The organism is Nocardia sp. NPDC059228, assembly GCF_042754245.1.
Lineage (GTDB): Bacteria > Actinomycetota > Actinomycetes > Mycobacteriales > Mycobacteriaceae > Nocardia.
This window is the reverse complement of record NZ_JBHZAL010000019.1, coordinates 121692-143413: the sequence shown is the minus strand read 5'-3', so window position 1 is coordinate 143413 and position 21722 is coordinate 121692. Positions and strand designations below refer to the sequence as shown.

The window sequence follows — 21722 nt, the reverse complement described above, 5'->3', positions numbered from 1 at the left end:
ATGTCCGTCGATACCGAGCTGCCCGGTGAAACCGGTTCGGCCGCACCGCTGTCGCTGCCGTGGTGGACCCGCGGCGATACCAATGCCTTCTTCGGCCTGTCCTTCAATATCCTCGTCAATGTCCTGACCCTCACCACCCTGTCGGTCGCGGTGGTGAAGATCCCGAGCGCCGATGTGCTGGGGACCGTGCTGCCTGCGCTGGGCGTCGCGCTGGTGCTGGGCAACCTCTACTACATGATGCTGGCGCGGCGGCTGGCCCGCCGGGAGGGCCGCGCAACGGTCACGGCGCTGCCCTACGGGCCCAGCGTGCCGCACATGTTCATCGTCGTGTTCGTGGTCATGCTGCCGATCTATCTGAAAACCGGCGACCCGATGAAGGCGTGGTCGGCAGGCCTGGCCTGGGCGTTCATGATCGGCGTGATCGTCATGATCGGTGCGTTCGTCGGGCCCTTCATCCGCCGCATCACGCCGCGCGCGGCCATGCTGGGCACCCTGGCCGGCATTTCCATCACCTTCATCGCCATGCGGCCCGCCGCGCAGATGTGGGAGGCCGCCTGGATCGGATTGCCGGTGCTGGCCATCATTCTCATCGGCTTCTTCACCGATGTGCGGCTGCCGGGCAATGTTCCGGTCGGGCTGGTGGCGCTGCTGACGGGCACGGCCATCGGCTGGATCGGCGGCTACATGTCGGTGCCGGATGTGTCGAAGGCCGCCCACGATATCGCGCTCGGACTACCGGATCTGCGGCTGCACCTGCTCTTCGACGGGCTCGCGCATCTGGCGCCGCTGCTGGCCACCGCGATTCCGCTGGGCGTCTACAACTTCACCGAGGCCATGAGCAATGTGGAGAGCGCCGCCGCGGCGGGCGACAACTACAACCTGCGCAGCGTGCTGCTGGCCGACGGGTTCGGCGCGATCATCGGATCCGGATTCGGGTCTCCCTTCCCACCCGCCGTCTACATCGGCCACCCCGGCTGGAAGGACGCCGGCGGGCGCACCGGGTACTCGCTGGCCAGCGGCGCGATCATCGGATTGATGTGTCTGCTGGGGCTTTTCGGAGTCCTCGCCACGCTACTGCCCATTCCGGCGATCGTGCCGATCCTGTTGTACATCGGCCTGCTGATCGGGGCGCAGGCGTTCCAGGCGGTGCCGCGCCCACACGCGGTGGCGGTGGTGGCCGCGCTGCTGCCGAACCTGGCGGAGTGGGGCGTCGGCCAGATCGACAATGCGCTCAGCGCGGCGGGCACCACCGCGGACAAGGTCGGCATGGGTGCGCTGGGGCAGGCCGGGGTGGTCTACGACGGGCTGAAGACGCTCGGCGAGGGCGCGGTGCTGGCCGGACTGGTACTCGGCGCCATGGTCACCTTCGTCCTCGACAAACGCTTCCGGGCAGCGGCTCTCGCCTGCGCGGCCGGTGCGGTGCTCAGCTTCGTCGGGCTGATCCACGCACCCGAGGTCGGCTGGGCCGCCGCCCCGAAGGTCGCCCTCGGCTATCTGTTCTTCGGCCTGGTGTGCCTGGCCTGCTCCATGCTGCGCACCACCCGCACGACCCCGGATACAGCTGCGGCCGAAGCGATCTCGGACTAGGTCTGCTACGTCCACCTCGAAACGCTGCCCCTCTACGACGTCTTCGCCGGCGGCGTCCTCGAGCGTATCCCCGCTACCTGGGCCGATCCATCTCCTCCAGAAAGATCCGCAATCCCTCCCCGATCTTCCCCGCAGCATTCTCCAACTGCTCCGGCGACAACACCTTCCCGAACGACGCCGCCTTCAGCAATTGCCGCTGCACCTCTTTGAGGTTCATCGTCGCCCAGTCGCGTCGTGAGAGTTCCGGCATGGCCCGGAACGATACCTCGAGTAGAACGTTTGTTCGAGTACACGGGCTCGATCGCGCGCAACTCCCTTGGAGCGGCAACTGTCACCCCCCGAAGATGGCTGTCGGATCCCCCGTGTACCAGGTGTTGTCGATGCGCATGCGGTGGATGAGCCAGCGGTCGCCCTCGCGCTGGAGTTCCAGGTCGTAGGGGTTCTTCAACAGGGCGTGGACGCCGGGGTCGGCGACCAGCCGGTGCTGGGCTTCGACCAGGGCGGTCATCCGGGCGGTGTCGCCGTCGATGGCGATGCGTGGGTTGGTGACCTGGTGGGTGGTGTCCACCCGCCCGGTGAACATGGCCAGGATGGTGGTGACGATGGTGTCGCGGCCGGCCATCACCGGCGGTGCGCCGCCCCAGCGAGAGGCGGCCGGGCGGAAGTCGAGTTCGGCGTCGGCGGTGAAGGCCGAGGCGAACAGGTCACGGTCCTTGGTGTCCTGCCCCAGCCCGAAACGGTAGAGGGCGTCGGCGATTTCGGCGCGGTCGCGCAGTTCCGCGGCAACCGCGGCGATATCGGTCGAAGGTGCGGACAGCGCCTGGTGCGTGGTGCTCATCTGTTGCTCCCGGGTCGGTCGATCTGTTGGTTTCACTCTGCTGCCAGCGCAATTGGCGAACAATGCCGCTTTCGACAAGGATCGTTAGGCAGGACTTAACGATGGGATGGCCGGTGATCGAGCGGTACGAGGTGGAGACCCTGCTGGCGCTCGCGGAGGAACTGCATTTCGGCCGGACGGCCGAGCGGCTGCGCGTCTCGACCGCCCGGGTGAGCCAGACCGTGAGCAAACTGGAGCGCCGCGTCGGCGTGCCACTGTTCGACCGGACCAGCCGACGGGTCGAACTCACGCCGGTGGGCAGGCAATTGGTGCGGGAGCTGCGCCCGGCGTGGGAGGACGTCGCCACCGCGGTGCGGCACGCCATCGACGCCGGGCGCGGCGTGACCGGCGTGCTCCGGGTCGGCTTCGTCGGCCCGGCCGCCGCCCAGTTGCTGGTCGGCGCCACCGCCGAGTTCCAGCGCCGAATTCCCGACTGCGAGGTGCGGATCCGAGAAGCGCAGCCCGCCGAGATCCCGGACCGGCTGCGCGCCGGGGACATCGATCTGGCGCTGTGCGCGTTTCCGGACGAGCCCGCACCGGATCTCGATCGGGGAGCGGTGCTGGTCAGCGAGGCCCGTGTCCTCGCCGTCGCCGTGTCCCACCCGTGGGCCGGCCGGACCTCGATACCGGTCAGCGAACTCGAGCGGGTCACGGTCATTCGGCTCGCGGGGACGGTAATCCCCACGGCCACAGCACAATCCGGCCCGGTCGCGACCACGATGCAGGAAGCGTTGACGCTGGCCGGAACCGGACAGGGCGTGCTGGTTCTCGGCGCCCACGCCCGGCGCTATCACGCGCGCCCCGACGTCACCTACGTACCGCTGCGTGACGCGCCGACGGTGACATGGGGCCTGATGTGGCCCGCGGGCCGCGACACCGCCCGCGTCCGCGCGTTCGCCGCCGCGGCGGAATCGTTCATGCAGTAGCCGAAAGGAATCCACCCGGCCATGGCCTCCATCCGCCACGAGATCGCGATCAACGCCTCGCCGCACCATGTCTGGGAGGTGATCCGCGATATCGGCGCCGTCCACGAACGCCTGCTCCCCGGACGGGTGGCCGGCACCCGGATCGAAGGCGTCCACCGGTTCCTCACCTTCCCCGACGGTCACGTCATCCGGGAACTCATCATCAGCGTCGACGACGACACCCGTCGGCTGGCCTACTCCGTGACCGAGGGCGCCCGCCCTCGGCTGGACTACCACCACGCCTGCTTCGAAGTCCGCGCCGACGCCGACCACGCGCGCCTGATCTGGACCACCGATCTCCTTCCCGATTCCGCCGCCGCCGAGGTACGGATTCGCACGCGGTACGGCATCGCCGAGATGAAGCAGGCCATCGAAGCCGCCGCCGAACCCGAGTGACACGGTCCGGGGCCGCTCACCGGGCAATCCAAGATCAATTAGGGTCGCGGTGTCACAGATCGGCCGCGCCCGGTGTCTTGTGGACCGACACGGGTCGAGAGTGAGGACAGGAGCCACCCATGACCGGGACCACGGCCGCGACCGAGGCGTTCGTCGCGCATCGGAATCTGCTGTTCACCGTTGCCTACGAGATGCTCGGCTCAGCGGCCGACGCCGAGGACGTGCTGCAGGAGACCTGGCTGCGCTGGACCGGCGTCGATCTGGACACCGTGCTGGATCAGCGCGCCTATCTGGTGCGGATCACGACGCGGCAGGCGCTGGTGCGGCTGCGGACGCTGGGCCGCCGCAAGGAGTCCTATGTCGGTCAGTGGCTGCCGGAGCCGCTGCTGACCGCGCCCGATGTGGCCGAGGATGTCGAGCTCGCCGAGAGCGTTTCGATGGCCATGCTGCTGGTGCTCGAGACGCTCACGCCGACCGAGCGGGCGGTGTTCGTGCTGCGCGAGGTATTCGACCTGCCCTACGACGAGATCGCCGAGGCCGTCGACAAGACCTCGGCCGCCGTACGCCAGATCGCCCATCGCGCCCGCTCGCATGTCGCGTCGCGGCGCCCGCGCGAGGCGGTGTCCGCGGCCGAGACCCGCGATGTGCTCGAAGCGTTCCAGCGCGCGCTCAATACGGGCGACCTGCAGGGGCTGCTCGATCTGCTGGCCCCCGACGTGGTCGCGCTGGGTGACGGCGGCGGGATCAAACAGGCGCTGCCGCGGCCGATTACGGGCGCGGATCACGTGGCACGGCTGTTCAGCGTGGGCTGGAAGACCGTCGCCGCGGGCATGAAGATCGAGCCGGCCATGGTCAACGGTCATCCGGCACTGGTCTTCCGGGTCGACGACGAGGTGGACACCGTCCTGGCGATCCGCATCGACAACGGTCTCATCACCGGGTTCTACTCGGTGCGCAACCCGGAGAAGCTCTCGCGCATGACGCAGGAGACCAGTCTGAGCCGGTGAATCCGGCTACGCGGCAGGGCCGTTCAGGTACGCGTCCACGGTGGCGCGGGCCAGTTCGGCCATGCGGGCGCCGTAGGACTCGTGCCCGTCGCCGACGAATCCGCCGTCCGCGTCGCGCAGGTCGTGCACCGACCGCGTGAAGCCGTCCGGGATCCACCCGGGCAGTGGCCGGTAGGCCGCGAGGGCTTCGGTGTCATAGGCGAAATCCGTGCCCTGCAAGGCATTTCGCCTGCGTTGCGTCTGCCCGAACCGGTTCAGCGCGGCCAGGCCCTGATCCAGGTACAGCTGCAAGATCCGGAACTGACCGTCGAGATACTGCTCGCGCGCGACCGATTCGTTCGGATGCTGCAGTAGATACGCCAGCACCGGCGGGGTGTGCCAGGCGTACATCGCCCGATCGCTCTGCTCCTGCGCGAGCGCCTCGTACCAGGTGGGTGCGCACGGCGTGGCCGTGCCGCACGGGCAGGTCTCCGAATACTGTTGCACGCCTTGTGATACCACGCGCCGCCGACGGTCAGCCGCGCCCGATGTAGGGCATGCCCGTCGCCATCACGGTCAGGAACGGCACGTTCACCTCGAGCGGCAGCTCGACGGTCTGGACCACCAGCCGGGCCACGTGCACGGCGTCGATCGTCGGCTCCGGACGGATGCTCCCGTCCGCCTGCAGCGACCCCGCCGCGATCCCGGCCGTGAGTTCGGTTGCGGCATTGCCGATATCGATCTGTCCCGCGGCGATATTGTGCGCGCGTCCCTCCAGTGCCAGCGCTTTGGTGAGCCCGGTGATGCCGTGCTTGCTGGCCGCGTAGGCGACGGTATTCGGCCGCGGCGTATGCGCGGAGATCGACCCGTTGTTGATGATCCGCCCGCCCTGCGGCGTCTGTGTCCGCATGAGCCGGAACGCGGCCTGCGCGCACAGGAACGATCCGGTCAGGTTGATGTCGACGACCTGTTTCCAGTCCGTCACCGGCACCTCGTCGATCGGCAGTGCGGGCCCGAAGATCCCGGCATTGTTGATCAGCACATCCAGCCGCCCCCACCGCTGCACGATGTGCGCGAACACCGCGTCCACCGCCGCCGGATCGGTGACATCGGCGGGCACGGCCGTCACGCTGCCCGGCCCGGGTGCCGAGGCGACGACCTCGTCCAGGGTGGCCGTCGTGCGCCCGACCGCCACGACCTGATGTCCGGCCGCGGCCAGCGCATGGGTCATGGTGCGGCCCAACCCGGTCCCGGCACCGGTGACAAGAACGATCTTCGATGTGGTCACGAACGCCGAGCGTATTCGACCGGCGCCGCCACTCGGCGACACCATCGCGTCACGCAACCCGTATATGTTCCGGAGACCGGAACAGTCGCCGCCGGACTTCGTCATGCCCATCGCGGTCAGTCGGCGGGTCTGCCCGTCGCGAGGACATTGACCCACGGCGTAGCACCCTCCACCCCACCCGATGTCACCTGGTCGTCTTCGTCATCCCCGACAAGTAGCACCAGCAGGAGCGTGAGGGAGATGGGCCGCCCGAAGGACTCCCATCCGATGGGAACAGCGGTCACCACATACCGTCGCGGCGCGATATCGCCTTCCCCGGAACTCATTTCGGCCGCTCCGTGCCCACAGCTCCATTCCGACCGGTTTGCACTCATCCGGATCGAGGATGGCGCCGGTGATGGTAGTGAAACAGAACACCGGGCGACACCGAATATCCCAGCGCACGGGTCAGGCAATGGGGCCGATCGTGCAGACCAAGCGTTCGATAGCCCTGGAAACCTTTGTGGCCCAGACGGATCGATCAGCGTACGAGTACGCGCTCTGCTAATCTCTGGCGTGAGCGTTCGGCGTTGAACGAGAGTTCTGCGGAGCCCGCTTCACCTGGGGGAATACGTTGCTGTCCGTGGCTTTTTCGGGTGCGTACGGCCCACGCCGACACCCCACCGAGCACATTACCGAAAAATCTTACACTGCACAGGATTTGGTGGACGCGCGGGTCGCAAAGGCCACCGTCACCGGGGAGATCCTCGACGGTGTCGGCGAAACCGTGTCGTTCCGATATCTGGAGGGCAGCCGGCGTCGGCTGCTGACCGTGGCGCTATCGCTCGTGTCGACCGGACTGGGCGGTGGGTACGTACTATGGCTGGTCGACAACGGTCTCGGCGCGACCGACAAGTACGAGCAGTTCGGGACGATCGCCATCATCATGGTGACCCTGGTGGTCACCGTCGAGGTGATTCGGTTCGCCCTCGTGATGGCCATGTCGCTGACCACCGCGCTGGCTCGCAAACCGGTGCCGATCCGCGCCCGCCCGGGCCTGAACGTCGCCCTGCTCATCACCTTCGTCCCCCGTAGCGAGGACATCGCCGTCCTGGAGCGAACCCTGCTGGCGGCCAAGGAGATCCGGCATCGGCACCCCGGCGTCTTCGACATCTACGTGCTCGACGAGGGCGATCCGGACCAGCCGGGCCGGGTGCGCGAGCTGGTGGCCGAGGTGGATCGCCGCCACGGCAATCGGGTGCGCTATGTGACCCGCGGCGGCAAGCCCGAATACCACCAGAAGAAGGGCCCGTTCGAGACCCGCACCAAATTCGGCAATATCAATGCCGGTCTCGACATGATCCGCGCGGACGCCGATCTCCCGCGCTACGACGTGGTCATGGGCATCGACCCCGATCACAAACCCATGCCCGAATTCGGGGAAAGGATGCTGGGTTATTTCAATGACCCGGATGTGGCGTATGTGGCGGGCCCGCAGGCGTATGCCAATGCCACCGATAATGTCGTGGCGAAACTGGCCGAGAGCCAGCAATTCGTTTTCCACAGCCTCATTCAAACCGCCGCCAATGCGCACGGCGCACCCATGCTGGTGGGCACCAGCTACGCCCTCCGGATGAGCGTCCTCACCGATATCGGCGGCATCCAGCCGTCCATCACCGAGGATATGGCGACGAGTTTCGCCATTCTGCCGCAACGCAATCCGGCCACCGGCCACAGCTGGAAGGGCGTGTACACCCCGGACCTGCTGGCGCACGGCGAGGGCCCGGCGTCCTGGGGCGACTTCTACAAACAGCAGAACCGCTGGGCGCGCGGCGCCATCGAGCACATGCTGTTCGGTCCGTTCGTCCTCCAGATGCTGGGCATGTGGCGTACCCCGGCACGCGTGGTGCACTACCTGTTGCTCATGGCCTTCTACCCGGTCATGGGAACGGTGTGGCTACTGGGCGCGGCCAATGTGGCGATCTTCAGCTGGTTCGGGGTGAGCGGCGCGGTGGTGTCGCCGGGCAGCTGGTTCCTGTTCTACGGCTGGGCGTCGGTGAGTCAGATGACGCTGTACACCTGGGTGCGGCGGCACAATGTGAGTCCGTACGAGACGACCAATTCCTGGGGCGTCTACGGCATGTTCATGAGCGTCATCACCGCGCCCGTGTACGCCAATTCGCTGATCAAGTGCCTGCTTCGGCGTCCGGTCGGCTTCGACGTCACCCCGAAGGGTTCGAAGTCGCGCGGTGACAGCTGGTTCACCTTCCGGCTCAATCTGATGTGGCTCGTCTTCTACGTCATCGTGGCGGTCCTCACCACGGTGCGCGGCTATGCGGCCCCCGCCACCATGATGTGGCCGCTGTTCGGCGCGCTGATCTCGGCCGCACCCATGCTGGTCTGGCAGCTGAACCCGCTCTGGCTGGCCTGGTCCGCGCGCCGGAAACCCGCTGACACCACCGAATTCGAGGTCGTCGAGATCGCGGAGGAGGAGCGGGCGTGCTGAAGAAGACACCGACCCGGTTCGTCCGCTGGGTGGTCACCGCCGTGGTGGTCGGCACCCTCGCCATCGCCACCACCGCCACGGTGGCGGCGCTCTACCACCGTTTCCAGCACAATCGGCTGATCAATTCCGATACCTACAAGGCGCAGTTCGGCAAGTGGGAGGTCGTCACGCTGCCGAAGGATGTCGACGCCAATATCATTCACTCGATCGTGCTGCCGACCGGCAAGGTGCTGCTCATCGCCGGCAGCGGCAACGACCACCACAATTCCGACAAGGGCGTCTACAACTCGCTGATCTTCGACCCGGAGACCCACACCGCCACGCGCATCGCCACCCCCACCGACTTGTTCTGCTCCGATCACGCCTACCTGGCCGACGGCACGGTGCTGATCGCGGGTGGCACGGGCAGCTACGAGGTGCTGCCCGAGAACCTCACGCACGCGGGCGGATACATGACGATCCGCAACGAGGATCCCGACCACCCGGGATTCGTCCCGAAGGGAACGACGTTCACGGGCAAGGACAGCGGCAAGGTCTACCGCTCCGATCGCGATATCACCGTCCCGCCCGCCGCCAAGGATCCGGTCACCTACAAGGTCTCCGCGACCGACCGCAATGTCTACGTCGCCGCCGACGCGCCGGGCGCCGACGGCGTCTGGGATCACAACGACCACTACATCATCGGCGGCCTGACCTACGCCCAGCAGCAGAATCTGTACGGGTTCGCTCCCGAGATGGCCCTGAAGAAGAAGGAATACCAGGGCATCGACGCGGCGTATGTCTTCAACCCGTGGACCGAGACCTATACCGCTGTCGGGAGTATGGGTTACGCCCGCTGGTATCCGACCCTGACCCGGCTGCCCGACGGCAAGGTGATGGTCATGTCCGGGCTGGACGGCTCGGGCCGAATCCTGGACGGGCAGACCGAGATCTACGATCCCGCGACCGGCGCCTGGACCGAGCGCGACGACCTGCGCCGCATCTTCCCCACCTATCCGTCGGTCTTCCAGACCGCCACTACCGGTCGCCTGTTCTTCAGCGGCCCCAGTACCGGCTGGGGTCCCGCCGAGGAGCACCGCGATCCGGGAATCTGGAACCTGACCGACAATTCGTTCCAGCTCGTGCCCGGTCTGCGTGATCCGAACATGCTCGAGACCGGCTCCTCGACCTGGCTGGGACCGGTGCAGCAGCAACGGCTGCTCGTGGTCGGCGGTGGCGGTGTGGGCGATTCGGCGCTGTCCACCGGCCGCGTCGACATCGTCGACCTGAACGACGCGCAGCCCAGGTTCACGCCGCTGACCGTGCTGCCCCAGGGCACTCGCTATCCGAATCTGGTGCCGCTGCCCAGCGGGGATGTGTTCATCACCAATGGCGCCAACGACTATCGCGGCCGCGGAGCCAGCGACATCCTGGCCGCCTTTCTGCTCGATCAGCAGGGCGTCCTGCATCCGATGGCCGATCCGACCGTGGGCCGCGACTACCACTCCACGGCGGTGCTGCTGCCGTCGGGCCAGATCATGACCGACGGCTCGAATCCGCTGTTCGCCGACAAGGCGAACACCCTGCCCGGCAAGTTCGAGCGCCGCATCGAAATCTATACGCCCCCATACCTGTACCGGCCCGACGGCGGGGCGGTCGCGCGACCGGTGATCACCGGCGGGCCCGACCAGATCCGGCGCGGCGCGACCTTCGAGTACACCGTCGGCAGCAGCCAGGCCGAGGTCCCGGCCGCGGCCGGCATCACGTTCGTGCGGCTACTCGCCCCGGCGGCGATCACCCATGTCACCGACACCAATGAGCGAGTGATCGATCTGCCGATGGCCCGCACGGATTCCGGTGTCTCCGTGAGCATTCCGGACAACCCGGCCATTGCTCCGTCCGGTTATTACATGCTCTTCGCGCTGAACTCCGCCGGCGTGCCCAGCATCGCGAAATGGGTGCATCTGGGCTGAAGATCGCTAGGAGAGCTGATCGAGCAGCAGCTGCCGGTCGAATTCGCCCGCCGGGGCCCCACTGGTTCCGCAACGGCCGTCGGATTGCCCCGGCGTCTTGATGAACGCGTGCTCGATCATCAGGTCCCGGTCGAAGCGGGTACTCGGCAGTGTTCCGACCCGCTGCCCCTGCGGATTACACCACTCGACCAGGTCGGCGGTGTTCGGCGCGCCGTTGACCGAGCTGTCGATCATGACGAACAGCTGATGCCCGTAGGCCTGCTCGATGCGCGTCGCGTAGGACCGGATCTCGGCCTCCGGCCGCCGGTTGGCCACATTGAGCGAAATTCCCGCGACGGGCTTTCCGGGACTGATGATGCGCAGCAGATCCGCCACCCGTCCGGGATCCACCCAGGTGCTGTTGCCGACATCGAGGTACACCGCGGTGGCCGGATTGTGCTGGAGCAGTTCGGCATACGCGAATCCGAGCAGTGACAAACGGGCCGCGCGATCGGCGTCGTTCATCTCCGTGGCGTGGGCCAGCGCGTCCGGTTCGAGAATCACGATCGCCGGATTCGTTCCGATCGCCTCGCTGACACCGGCGATCCACCGCTTGTACGAATCCGCCCCGGCCTGTCCCCCACCGGATTCGCCGCGCAGGTCGCGCCCCGGAATGTTGTACGCCACGAACATCGGTATGGAATCACTCGTCCGCCCCCGCGCGATGTCCTGCCGAATCGTCCCCGCCGTCACATCCAGATCGTGCGGCAGCCATTCCGCGACCGGCGTCCGGATCAGCCGCTCGAGATTCGCCCGCACTCGCGGATCGCTCACCGCCGGCAGCGTGGCCTGCAGATCGGCATAGTACTTGTCGCTGGACTCCAGCAGATACTCCCCACTGGCGGGAGCGTTCCGCTCGGGCACCACCACCGCGGGCTCGGCAGTGTCCCGACCGCACCCCGTGACGAAGAGCTGCACCAGTACCGCGCACAGCATCCCCGCTCGGAGCCGGCGCGACCGATATCGCCCCGTCCGCTGTCGCCGCATGCAGACAGTATGCCGGTAGGCCGGAACGACCGGGCACTCGACCGATTCCCCTGCGGCGCAGCCCAGTTACCGATCCACCCCACCCTGCGTCCCGACCACCCGGACCACAGGCCGATCACCCTGACCACACTGCTGGAGCCGCCCCACCCCTGTTCGTTCGCCGGGCAGGGCTCGGGGCCACGTCCATCCCGGCGACCTGCGCCAGCGGCGGGACCGGACAAAGGCGCGTCCTACTCCAATTTCGCCGACAACGACGAGCAGTGCCTCAGACCGAACCGCTTCACCGGCCGCCGGGGAACCAGCGCCGGAAGCGGCCCGCAGCCCGCCTGCCATGCTGCTGGGCGCGGCCGCGGTCCAGCCAGCCGGGCAACGGTTCTCGCGCGGACAGCCACGCGCCGGGCAGTCCGCCGGGCCGGGTTCCGGTGTGGGCCGCGACGATTCCGCCGACAATGGCGCTCGTGGTGTCGGTGTCGCCGCCGACGGACAGGCAGGTGGCGATCGCGGCCCGGTAGTCGTCCAGGTAGGTCGCCGCGGCCCAGATCGTGAACGGTACGGTGTCCTGCGCCGTCACGCCGGTGCCATTGCCGATCTCCGCGGCGACCTGCCCGGCCGGAGCCCCGAGCAGCGCGTCGGCACGGCGGATCAGGCGGGTGGTCTCACCGTCGTCGAGCTGGTCCAGGACGGTGGCGAGGAATTCCGTTGGCGCGGGGCGGGTTCCGGCGAGCCGGGCCTGTGCCGCCGTGGCGGCCGCCACCGCCACCGCGACCGCGCCGATGATGCCTTCGCGGTGCGCGTGCGTCACCTGCGCCGACCGGACCGCTTCGGCGGCGGCCCGGTCCGGGTCGCTCGCGTAGAAGGCGCCCAGCGGCGCGACCCGCATGGCCGCTCCGTTCCCGCACGAGCCCTGCCCGCCGAAGGCCGCCGCGGTCACCTGCCGCCAGGGCACGCCCCGGCGGATGCGCCCCAGCGTGTCCACGGTCATGAACCCGTAGTCGCGGCGCTGGTCGATGCGTTCGGCGAAGGCGGCCACCAGCCGATCCTGGTCGATCGCACCGTATTCGAGTAGTTCCCCCGCCACCGTGCAGGCCATCTCGGTGTCGTCGGTCCATTCCCAGCGGCCCGCCGGGAGATCACCGGTCTGCAGGTCGGCCAGGGGCCGGCGCAGGACGAGGAACTCGGCGCCGACCGCGTCCCCCACGGACAATCCATCCAACGAATCCAGCATCAAGTCGACATGCACCGCGTCGATGCTAGCCACGGTCGCACGACACAGCATGCCGGTACCGACTGCTTGGCAATGCCCACTGCCGGACTCACTTGTCTGTGCCCACTGCCGGACTCACTTGTCTATACCCGCTGCCAGACTCACTTGTCTGTGCCGCTGCCGGACTCACTTGTCTGTGCCGCTGCCGGACTCACTTGTCTGTGCCCACTGCCAGACTCATCGCTATGCGATGGGCGGTGGCGGAGACAGGTGACGGCGGGGCACGGATGTGCCCGCTGGATCGGGGCGGTCGGCCCGCGGGTCCGGTGGTCGAGGAGCCCTCGCTGGCCGAGGCGGTGCGCGCGCGTCCGGAGGCCGAGCGGTGGGTGTGGCGCTCGACCGCCGGAACCTATCGGCGGCTGCTCGAGGCGGGCGTGCGGGTGGATCGCTGCTACGACGTGGAGGCGGCGGAGTCGCTGTTGATCGGGCACGAGGAGGGCCAGTCCGGGCAGGCTCGTTCGCTGGCGGCGGCCTGGGCCCGGCTGCATCGGCTCCCCGTGCCCGAGGACGCGCCCGCGCGGGCCGCCGACACCCAGCCGACCCTGTTCGAATCCGGCCCGGTGCCACTGCCGTCCGGGACCGACGAGTTCACCGCACTGCTGGAGGTGTACGCGGGACAGATCGCCCGCACGGCCGCGGCGGAATACCCGCACCGCATGCACCTGCTGCTCACCGCGGAGTCGGCGGGCCTGCTGGTGGCCACGGAGATGTCGCGGGCCGGGATCCCCTGGCGGGCCGACCTGCACCGCGAACTGCTCGATTCCATGCTCGGAGAACGCATTTCCGGTACCACGGAACCACGGCGCATGGCGGAGCTGGCCGAGGAGGTGTCGCGGGCCTTCGGCGGGGTGCGGGTCCGCCCGGACCTGCCGCAGGACATCATCCGAGCGTTCGGACGGGCGGGAATCTCGTTGTCCTCCACCAGAAAATGGGAGCTCCGGGAGATCGACCACCCGGCGGTCGCGCCGCTGCTGGCCTACAAGTCGCTCTACCGCCTGTACACCGCGCACGGCTGGTCCTGGATCGACCAGTGGGTACACGACGGCCGCTTCCGTCCCGAGTACCTGCCGGGCGGCACGGTGACCGGCCGCTGGACCACCAATGGCGGTGGCGCACTCCAGATTCCGAAGGTGGTGCGCCGCGCGATCCGCGCCGATCCGGGTTGGCGGCTGGTGGTCGCCGACGCCGATCAGATGGAGCCGCGCGTGCTCGCCGCCATCTCCCGCGATCCCGGCTTGATGGAGGTGGCGGGCCGGGGTGAGGATCTCTACGCCGACCTCGCGGCCCGCGCGTTCGGCGGCGACCGCGCCCAGGCCAAGGTCGCCATACTGGGCGCGATCTACGGCCAGACCTCGGGCGACGCACTCACCCACATGGCCGAGCTGCGCCGCCGCTATCCGGACGCGGTGGCCTATGTCGACGACGCGGCGGCCGCCGGAGAGGAGGGCCGCCTGGTGCGCACCTGGTTCGGCCGTACCTGCCCGCCCGCGACGTCATTCGACCAGGCGGACACCGAGGAGGGGGCCGCCACCGGATACGGCTCCACCCCGAGGGCCCGGGCTCGCGGTCGCTTCACCAGGAACTTCGTCGTGCAGGGCAGTGCCGCCGACTGGACCCTGCTGGTGCTGGCCGGCCTGCGCCATGCGATGCACACCGCGGGACTGCGCGCCGAGCTGGTCTTCTTCCAGCACGACGAGGTCATCGTGCACTGCCCGGAGGAGGAGGCGGCCGCGGTCGCCGAGGCGATCACCGCCGCCGCGGACACCGCCGGAGAGCTGGCTTTCGGCCCGACCCCGGTCCGCTTCCCCTTCACGACCGCGATCGTGGAGTGCTACGCGGACGCGAAGTAGGAAATCCCCGGCAGCGCTGCGGGTTTCGCCCCTACGGCGTGCGCAGCGCGGACAGCCCCGCGGCCAGCAGCGGCTCGACCGCCTCGCCCATGTGCTCGAAGCCGGGTCCCACGGTCTGGCCGTGAATGTGACGGAAGTGGATGCCCTCGCTGATCACGGCCAGCTTGAACGACGCCAGCGCGATATAGAACCCGATCTCGGACACATCGCGTCCCGTGCCCGCCGAATAGCGTTCCAGCACTTCGGATTCGACCGGATAGCCGGGCGCGAGCGCGACATCGCTGACCCCGGGCATGACACTGTCGCCCATGCGCTGATAGACCAGCAGCAGGCCGATATCGGTGAGCGGATCGCCGAGTGTGGCCATCTCCCAGTCGATCACGGCCGCGACCCGGTCCTCGGCGTCGACGAGCACATTGTCGAGCCGGTAGTCGCCGTGCACGATGCCCGTTGCCGATTGCGCGGGCAGGTTCTTCGCCAGCAGATCGTGCAGTTCGACGGCGGCGGGCAGGTCCCGGCTGTAGGAGGCGTCGAGCTGCTTCTTCCAGCGCCGCACCTGCCGCTCCAGGAATCCGTCCGGCCGGCCGAAGTCCGCCAGCCCGACCGCGCCCGGGTCGACGGTGTGCAGGGCGGCCAGCGTGTCGATGAGGCCGGTGGCGATGACCCGGGTCCGGCCGGCGCCGAGCGGCGCCAGTTCGGCCGCGGTCCGGTAGGGCGTGCCGACGATCCGTTCCATGACATAGAAAGGCGCACCGATGATGTCGTCGTCCTGGCACAGCGCGTAGGTGGCGGGCACCGGCACGGCGGTGTCCCCGAGCGCGGTGATCACCCGGTACTCGCGGGCCATGTCGTGCGCGGTGGCGAGCACGTGCCCCAGCGGCGGCCGCCGCAGGATCCACGCCGACTCGCCGTCGCTGATCTCATAGGTGAGATTGGACTTCCCGCCCGCGATCAACCGGCCGCGCAGCGGACCGGCCACCAGGCCCGGCCGAGTGTCGGCCAGCCACACCGCGAGTCGCTCGAGATCCAGGCCGGGTAGGTCGCCGGGCCGCTGATCGTCGCTCATGTGTCTCCCCGATGCTCAGTGGCCGTCGCCGCTGTCCAGCAGCCGCGCCTGATAGTGCCGCATGCCCGACAGCCAGCGGTCGTAGTCCGCGCCCTTGCGACGGTACATCTCGAGCACCTCCGGGTGGGGCAGGATGAGGAACCGCTCGTCGTCCAGCGCGGCCATGACCAGCTCGGCCACCGCATCGGGAGTCAGCACCGCACCGGCCGAGGTGACAGCCCGGGTGGCGGCCATGCCGATGGCGTCCCCGGAGTTCTCGCCCGCCCGCAGCAGCGGCGTCTCCACGCCCATCGGGCACAGGCAGCTGACCCGGACACCCTGGTCTCCGTAGGTGACCGACAGCCATTCGGCGAACCCCACGGCCGCGTGCTTGGTGACCGCGTATGCGGCCGAGCCGATCTGGGTCAGCAGGCCCGCCGCCGACGCCGTGCTGACGAAGTAGCCCTCGCCGCGTTCCACCCAGCCGGGGACCAGCAGCCGCGCCGCGCGGACGTGGGCATTGAGGTTGACGTCGAGGGTGGTCTCCCAATCCTTCTCGTCGCCGAGCCCGACCGGCCCGATCACGCCCGCATTGGCGAAATACAGGTCGACCGGCCCGAATTCGGCCTCGGCGCGGGCGATGAGTTCCTCGATGCGGGCGGTGTCGGACACGTCGGCCCCGACCGCCACGGCCGCGCCCGGGAACTCCGCGTTCAGCGCCGCCGCGACCGCCGCGGCGGCCTCGCCGTTCAGGTCGGCGACGACGACCCGCGCCCCGGCCCGCACCAGCCGGGCGGCGATGGCCCCGCCGATGCCGCCACCGCCTCCGGTGACAATGGCGTTCCTACCCGCGACCTGCACGTGTTCTCCCTACGGCCCGTGCCGGCGCCCGACCCGGGTGGATCGGAGGCGCCGGCTGATGGAATATGAAACCTACGTCGGATTCAAGTTCATGACCCGTCCGGCGTCAACCGGCCCGGCGGCGAGAGGTGAACAACCGATGCGGACAGCACATCTGGTGGACGAGTGGAAACGGCTGGGCAGCGCTCAGGTGGCGGCCAATGGCATCGAGCTGCGGGTGGTCGAGCACGGCGCGGGGGCGCCGGTGGTGTTCTGCCACGGGTTCCCGGAGCTCGGATTCTCGTGGCGGCATCAGGTTTTCGCGCTGGCCGAGGCCGGTTTCCGGACGCTCACCCCGGATATGCGCGGCTACGGCGGCAGCTCACGGCCCGCGCGGGTCGAGGACTACGACATGCTCACGGTGTGCGGGGATCTGGCCGGGCTGCTCGACGCCTACGGGCTGGAGGACGCCACCTTCGTCGGCCACGACTGGGGCGCGTCGGTGGTGTGGCACATGGCCCGGGAGTATCCGGAGCGGGTGCGGGCGGTGGCGGGGCTGAGCGTGCCCGCGACCCCGCGGTCGTCCGGGCCGCCGGTGTCGATCATGCGCGCGCGGCTGGGTGCGGACTTCTACATGGTGTGGTTCCAGGAACCCGGGGTCGCCGACGCGGTGCTGGCCGCGGACCCGCGGCGCACGCTGTTGCAGGACGACATCATGAGCGCCGCCACGTTCCTGGACACCAGCGCCCCCGAGCCGCCATTGCCGGAGTGGCTCAGCGAACCCGAATTCGAGTACTACGTCGAGACTTTCACCGCCACCGGGTTCACCGGCGGCCTCAACTACTACCGCAACCTGGACCGCACCTGGGAGCGGACCGCGCATCTGGAGGGCGCGAAGATCGCCCAGCCGTCGCTGTTCATCGCCGGATCCACCGACCCGGTCATCCGGTTCACACCCATGCAGAAGATGTCGGCGCTGCTCAGCGATCTGCGCGGCACGATCGTCCTCGAGGGTGCGGGGCACTGGATTCAGCAGGAACGGCCCGCCGAGGTCAATGCCGCGCTGATCGACTTCGCACGCGGGCTCGGCTGAGCGCTACTCGGCCTGCAACTGCAGCGCGTTCACCCACAGCTGGGTCAGCGTCGTCACCAGCTTCTCGAACGGAATCCGTTGCTTCTGAACGTAAACCATGTACGCCATCCGGCTCACCATGGCCGAGAGCGCGTGCGCGGTGATCATCGGATCCAGGTCGGCGCTGGCCTGCCCGGACTCCTGCAGCCCGCGGATCATCCGGGCATTGCGCTGCGCGAACGCCTTGCCGCGCTCGACGCGCAGGCGGCGGAAGTTCTCGTCGATGTGGGCGACCTGCTCGAACAGTGCCATCAGGCGGGCATTGCGCTTGTAGGACAGCAGATAGTCGCGATTGGCGGCCTCGATGAGCGCGCGGGTGTCGGTGATCCCGCTGCGCTCGCGCACGTGCGGGTGCAGCATCTCCTCCGAGGCCTGCTCGACCAGGGCCGCGAAGATCTCGTCCTTGCTGTCGAAGTAGGTGTAGAAGGAGCCCGACGCCATGCCGGCGGTCTTGGAGATGTCGGCGATCTTGGCGTCGAGGTAGCCGTCGCGCTCGAAGACCTCGCGCGCGGCGGCGATGAGGGCGCCGCGCGTGCGCTGACCGCGCCGGGTGGGCGGGGCGGTACGGCGGGATTCACCCTCGCCTGTCATCGATTCGGACGCCAACGCTGATCACTACCTGTCATTTCGCGGACAACTTTCCAGGCGGACACCGTATCAACCGGGACGGCCCCGACGGCGGGTGACCGGTTACCGCGAGTGTGCGGCGATGCGCCGGTCGATGACCGGCAGCGCGAACTCGGCCCAGCGAATGTTCTCCTGCTCGAAGGCGATTCCGCGCAGCAGGCTCAGGTACGGGCCGATGCGGTCGACCTCGGCGAGGTAGGCCTGCTCGCTGCGCCCGTCCAGCAGGCGGCCGCGCAGTCGTTCGTAGCGGGCCAGTTTCGCCTTCGACCATTCCAGTTTCTCGGCGACGGCCGCCCGCACGGCGGGGGCGTCCTCGGCCTCCATGGCCTGGACCTTCACCATCATCTCGTCGCGGATGGCGGTCGGTTTGGAGGGCTCGGCGATGAACGCGTGCAGCGCCGCCCGCCCGGCCGGGGTGATGGAGTGCAGGCGCTTGTTGGGGCGGCGCTCCTGCTCGACGACGCGGGTCTCGATGAGCCCCTCGGCGGCCATGCGCTCGAGCTCCTTGTAGAGCTGCTGCGGGGTGGCCAGCCAGAAGTTGGCGACCGAGGCGTCGAAGCCCTTGGCCAGGTCGTAGCCCGATGCCTCCCCCTCCAGCAAGGTGGCCAGAACCGCGTTGCGTAGCGCCATCCGCCCAGGCTACCACCATCGGCGATTATTAAATTTGTTGTCTGGTTTTCCGTAGACACCGCAACACACGGTGGCTACAGTGCGATTCATCTACTCAATTAATTGACTATTGGAGGTGGGCATGCACGACTACGACGCCATCGTCATCGGCGCGGGCAATGCCGGACTGACCGCCGCGGCCACGCTGCAGCGCGCGGGGGCGCGGACGCTGCTGGTGGAGCGGCACAATGTGCCCGGCGGCTGCGGAACCTCGTTCCGGCGCGGGCGATTCGAGTTCGAGGTGGCGCTGCACCAGCTGTCCGGGGTGGGCGTGGAAGGACAGCCGATCTCCTTGCGCGAGGGGCTGTTCCAGCAGCTGGGGATCGCGGATCGGCTGGAGTTCGTGCAGGAGCACGATCTGTACCGGGCGGTCGTCCCCGGCCGGCTGGATGTGACGATTCCGGCCGACTGGGATGCGGCGATCGACGTCCTCGATGCCGAGTTCCCGGGCAGCCGGGATCGGGTGGCGCGGTTCTTCGAGCTGATCAAGCAGGTGACGTTCTGGCAGATCGCGGCCATGCGCGGGATGCCCGCCGACCAGATCGATCCGGTGCTTTTCCGGTACGGGCTGCGCCCGCTGCAGCAGGTGCTCGACGAATACTTCGATGATGACCGGATCAAGGTCGCGCTCGCCATGTACTGGACCTATCTCGGCCAGCCGCCGTCCAAGCTGCGGTTCCAGGATCTGGCGCTGACGCTGTTCGCCTACTTCGAGTTCAAACCGTGGCATGTGCGCGGCGGGTCGCAGGCCATGTCGGCGGCGATACTCGACTCGTTCCTGCAGGCGGGCGGGCAGGTGCGGTTCAACACCGGGGTCGAGGCGATTCTCACCGCGGGCGGGCGGGTGCTCGGGGTGCGGCTCGAGGACGAGGCCGAGGTGACCGCGCCCGAGGTGGTGTCGAATGCCTCGCTGCCCACCACCTACGCCATGCTCGACGGGATCGCGGTGCCGGCGGCGGTGCGAAACGATCTGGCCACCAGGCGGATCGGGGTGTCCGGGTTCGTGCTGCACATGGGCCTGGACGCGACGCCCGCGGAGCTCGGGTTCACCACCAGCACGACGTTCGTCAACCGGGACACCGACGACGATCGCACCTACCGGGCGTGGAAGTCGTTCGAGCCGGCGCGCGGCATCTGTGTCAGCTCCTACGATGTCGCGCCCATCGGGTTCGCACCGGCGGGGACCACCCATGTCAGCCTGATGACGTTGCAGTACGCCGACATCTGGAAGAACGTGGTGCCGGCGGAGTACGCGCGCACCAAGTTCGCCTTCGCCGAGACGCTGCTGGATCTGTGTGAGGCGGTGACGCCGGGTATCCGCGACGCCATCGAAGAGGTCGATGTGGCAACGCCTTTGACCATGATGCGGTATCTGGGTCATCCGGGCGGGTCCATCTACGGCTACGACCAGGATGCCACCGAGGGCTGGCTGTTCCGCAACAGCGAACGCGAAACCCATGTCCCCGGACTGCACGTCGCCGGTTCCTGGTCCGGCATGGGCGGATTCCAACCCACACTCGAGGCCGGGGCCCGCGTCGCGCGCCGCCTGCTGCGCACCCAGGCCGCCTGAACGGAGCACATCGTGAAACGACACCCCCTCGCCACCCGATTCGACGGCGCGGCAGCCATTCTCGACGAGATCGAGGCCCGGATGCCCGAAACCCGCGACCGCAGTGCGGAAGCCCGCGCCATCGTGGACGCCTACCATCCCAAGCGGCTGCTGCTGCGAGTGGAGGCCGTGCTCGAAGAAACCGTGTCCGCCAAGACATTCCGGCTGCGCGGCCTCGACGGCGCGACGCTGCCGCCATTTCTGGCGGGCCAGTACGTCAACGTCTTCTTCGACGGCACCAGCCGGCCGTTCGCGATTTCCTCCAGCCCCACGGAACTCGGCTTCTACGACCTGACGGTGCGGCGGGTGCCGGGCGGCCGGATCAGCAATCTCCTCCTCGACACCGTCGAGGCGGGCCAGGTGCTCACCACCACCGGGCCGATGGGGACCTTCCACCACAATCCGCTCTTCCACGGTGACCGCGTGGTGTTCCTGGCGGGCGGTTCGGGCGTCGCACCGGCCATGAGCATGATCCGCGAGCTCACCGACCGCGGGCCGGTCCGCGAATTCCATCTGATCTATGGTTCGCGCGACGCCTCCGACATCCTGTTCCGCGAGGAACTCGATACCTTTGCCACCCAGCCCGGCATCACCGTCGATCACGTCATCGCCGACCCCTCCCCCGACTGGACGGGCCGCACCGGATTCCTGTCCGCCGATACCATTTCCGACCTGACCGGCCCCCTCGGCAACCGCATGGTCTACGTCTGCGGCCCCCAGGCTCTCTACCCCTACGCGCTGGAGCAGCTCACCGCCCTGGGCCACCCCCGCAAGCGAATCCGCTTCGAAGCCAACGGCGCTCCCAGCGACCCCACCGCCCAGCCGCACTGGCCCACTACCGCCGACCCCGCCGAGGAGGTCACGGTCACCGTCCGCGACACCACGTTCCGCACTCCACGCGCCCGTCCCCTCCTCGATGCCCTCGAAGACAACGGCATCCGACCCGAAGCCGCCTGCCGCTCCGGCGAATGCAGCCTCTGCCGCATCCGTGTCCTGAAGGGCGAAGTCCACACCGCCGCCGAAGCCGAACTCCGCCTCTCCGACGCCGCCACCGGCTACACCCACTCCTGCGTCGCCTACCCCCTCACCGACGTCGAACTCGACCTCTGACTCTTCTCCACCAG

At 68.5% G+C, this 21722-nt stretch carries 21 protein-coding genes; 10 read left to right on the top strand and 11 right to left on the bottom strand.

What is annotated here, in order from left to right; genetic code table 11:
- Positions 1-1587 (top strand): regulator, encoded by a 1587-nt coding sequence (locus ACFXKA_RS26680; RefSeq protein ID WP_379429366.1) that lies wholly within the window; start codon positions 1-3, stop codon positions 1585-1587.
- Positions 1588-1660: 73 nt separating this feature from the next.
- Here the strand turns inward: ACFXKA_RS26680 and ACFXKA_RS26675 are convergent, their stop codons facing one another.
- On the bottom strand, positions 1661-1837 hold the full coding sequence (locus ACFXKA_RS26675) for a DUF6374 family protein (protein ID WP_354840266.1): 177 nt from the start codon (positions 1835-1837) through the stop codon (positions 1661-1663).
- Between the two features lie 81 nt (positions 1838-1918).
- Positions 1919-2425: a nuclear transport factor 2 family protein gene (locus ACFXKA_RS26670; protein WP_379429365.1), complete on the bottom strand. Its 507-nt coding sequence runs from the start codon at positions 2423-2425 to the stop codon at positions 1919-1921.
- A 101-nt stretch (positions 2426-2526) separates the two neighbouring features.
- Here ACFXKA_RS26670 and ACFXKA_RS26665 point away from each other — a divergent pair, with 101 nt between their 5' ends.
- The 3 genes from ACFXKA_RS26665 to ACFXKA_RS26655 all read left to right on the top strand — a co-directional run bounded on the left by ACFXKA_RS26665 (position 2527) and on the right by ACFXKA_RS26655 (position 4832).
- Positions 2527-3390: a LysR family transcriptional regulator gene (locus ACFXKA_RS26665; RefSeq protein WP_379429364.1), complete on the top strand. Its 864-nt coding sequence runs from the start codon at positions 2527-2529 to the stop codon at positions 3388-3390.
- A gap of 21 nt (positions 3391-3411) precedes the next feature.
- Positions 3412-3825: an SRPBCC family protein gene (locus ACFXKA_RS26660; protein WP_379429363.1), complete on the top strand. Its 414-nt coding sequence runs from the start codon at positions 3412-3414 to the stop codon at positions 3823-3825.
- Positions 3826-3944: 119 nt separating this feature from the next.
- Positions 3945-4832 (top strand): RNA polymerase sigma-70 factor, encoded by an 888-nt coding sequence (locus ACFXKA_RS26655; protein WP_379395231.1) that lies wholly within the window; start codon positions 3945-3947, stop codon positions 4830-4832.
- 6 nt (positions 4833-4838) lie between these two features.
- Here the strand turns inward: ACFXKA_RS26655 and ACFXKA_RS26650 are convergent, their stop codons facing one another.
- The 3 genes from ACFXKA_RS26650 to ACFXKA_RS26640 all read right to left on the bottom strand — a co-directional run bounded on the left by ACFXKA_RS26650 (position 4839) and on the right by ACFXKA_RS26640 (position 6425).
- Positions 4839-5318, bottom strand: a complete 480-nt coding sequence (locus ACFXKA_RS26650; protein WP_379429362.1) for a DUF5946 family protein — start codon at positions 5316-5318, stop codon at positions 4839-4841.
- A 28-nt stretch (positions 5319-5346) separates the two neighbouring features.
- Complete coding sequence (locus ACFXKA_RS26645; RefSeq protein WP_379429361.1) at positions 5347-6144, bottom strand: SDR family oxidoreductase; 798 nt, start codon at positions 6142-6144, stop codon at positions 5347-5349.
- A 71-nt stretch (positions 6145-6215) separates the two neighbouring features.
- The gene (locus ACFXKA_RS26640) at positions 6216-6425 is read right to left on the bottom strand and encodes a hypothetical protein (RefSeq protein ID WP_379429360.1); all 210 of its coding nucleotides are present in this window, start codon (positions 6423-6425) and stop codon (positions 6216-6218) included.
- Between the two features lie 377 nt (positions 6426-6802).
- On the opposite strand from ACFXKA_RS26640, the gene ACFXKA_RS26635 reads away from it, so the two are divergent.
- Complete coding sequence (locus ACFXKA_RS26635; protein ID WP_379429359.1) at positions 6803-8584, top strand: glycosyltransferase family 2 protein; 1782 nt, start codon at positions 6803-6805, stop codon at positions 8582-8584.
- Entirely contained in the window at positions 8578-10536 is a 1959-nt protein-coding gene (locus ACFXKA_RS26630) for a galactose oxidase-like domain-containing protein (protein WP_379429358.1), read from the top strand. The genes ACFXKA_RS26635 and ACFXKA_RS26630 overlap by 7 nt, the downstream gene beginning before the upstream one ends.
- A gap of 6 nt (positions 10537-10542) precedes the next feature.
- On the opposite strand, the gene ACFXKA_RS26625 is transcribed toward ACFXKA_RS26630, so the two are convergent.
- Together ACFXKA_RS26625 and ACFXKA_RS26620 are read right to left on the bottom strand one after the other, a co-directional pair.
- Entirely contained in the window at positions 10543-11562 is a 1020-nt protein-coding gene (locus ACFXKA_RS26625) for a glycoside hydrolase family 6 protein (RefSeq protein WP_379429357.1), read from the bottom strand.
- Between the two features lie 280 nt (positions 11563-11842).
- On the bottom strand, positions 11843-12820 hold the full coding sequence (locus ACFXKA_RS26620) for an ADP-ribosylglycohydrolase family protein (RefSeq protein WP_379429356.1): 978 nt from the start codon (positions 12818-12820) through the stop codon (positions 11843-11845).
- A 191-nt stretch (positions 12821-13011) separates the two neighbouring features.
- On the opposite strand from ACFXKA_RS26620, the gene ACFXKA_RS26615 reads away from it, so the two are divergent.
- Complete coding sequence (locus ACFXKA_RS26615) at positions 13012-14676, top strand: bifunctional 3'-5' exonuclease/DNA polymerase (protein ID WP_379429355.1); 1665 nt, start codon at positions 13012-13014, stop codon at positions 14674-14676.
- A 31-nt stretch (positions 14677-14707) separates the two neighbouring features.
- Here ACFXKA_RS26615 and ACFXKA_RS26610 read toward each other — a convergent pair whose 3' ends face one another.
- Both ACFXKA_RS26610 and ACFXKA_RS26605 read right to left on the bottom strand, forming a co-directional pair.
- Entirely contained in the window at positions 14708-15742 is a 1035-nt protein-coding gene (locus tag ACFXKA_RS26610) for a phosphotransferase family protein (protein WP_379429354.1), read from the bottom strand.
- A gap of 15 nt (positions 15743-15757) precedes the next feature.
- Positions 15758-16582, bottom strand: coding sequence for an SDR family oxidoreductase (locus ACFXKA_RS26605; RefSeq protein ID WP_379429353.1), 825 nt, complete (start codon positions 16580-16582; stop codon positions 15758-15760).
- Positions 16583-16721: 139 nt separating this feature from the next.
- Here ACFXKA_RS26605 and ACFXKA_RS26600 point away from each other — a divergent pair, with 139 nt between their 5' ends.
- The gene (locus ACFXKA_RS26600) at positions 16722-17654 is read left to right on the top strand and encodes an alpha/beta fold hydrolase (RefSeq protein ID WP_379429352.1); all 933 of its coding nucleotides are present in this window, start codon (positions 16722-16724) and stop codon (positions 17652-17654) included.
- 3 nt (positions 17655-17657) lie between these two features.
- Here the strand turns inward: ACFXKA_RS26600 and ACFXKA_RS26595 are convergent, their stop codons facing one another.
- Positions 17658-18284, bottom strand: coding sequence for a TetR/AcrR family transcriptional regulator (locus ACFXKA_RS26595; protein WP_379429351.1), 627 nt, complete (start codon positions 18282-18284; stop codon positions 17658-17660).
- A gap of 99 nt (positions 18285-18383) precedes the next feature.
- Positions 18384-18950 carry a PadR family transcriptional regulator gene (locus tag ACFXKA_RS26590; protein WP_354840223.1) on the bottom strand — a complete coding sequence of 189 codons (567 nt, stop codon included), beginning with the start codon at positions 18948-18950 and terminating at the stop codon, positions 18384-18386.
- A 121-nt stretch (positions 18951-19071) separates the two neighbouring features.
- Here ACFXKA_RS26590 and ACFXKA_RS26585 point away from each other — a divergent pair, with 121 nt between their 5' ends.
- Entirely contained in the window at positions 19072-20559 is a 1488-nt protein-coding gene (locus ACFXKA_RS26585; RefSeq protein ID WP_379429350.1) for a phytoene desaturase family protein, read from the top strand.
- Positions 20560-20571: 12 nt separating this feature from the next.
- On the top strand, positions 20572-21708 hold the full coding sequence (locus tag ACFXKA_RS26580) for a 2Fe-2S iron-sulfur cluster-binding protein (protein ID WP_379429349.1): 1137 nt from the start codon (positions 20572-20574) through the stop codon (positions 21706-21708).
- Positions 21709-21722: the final 14 nt, after the last annotated feature.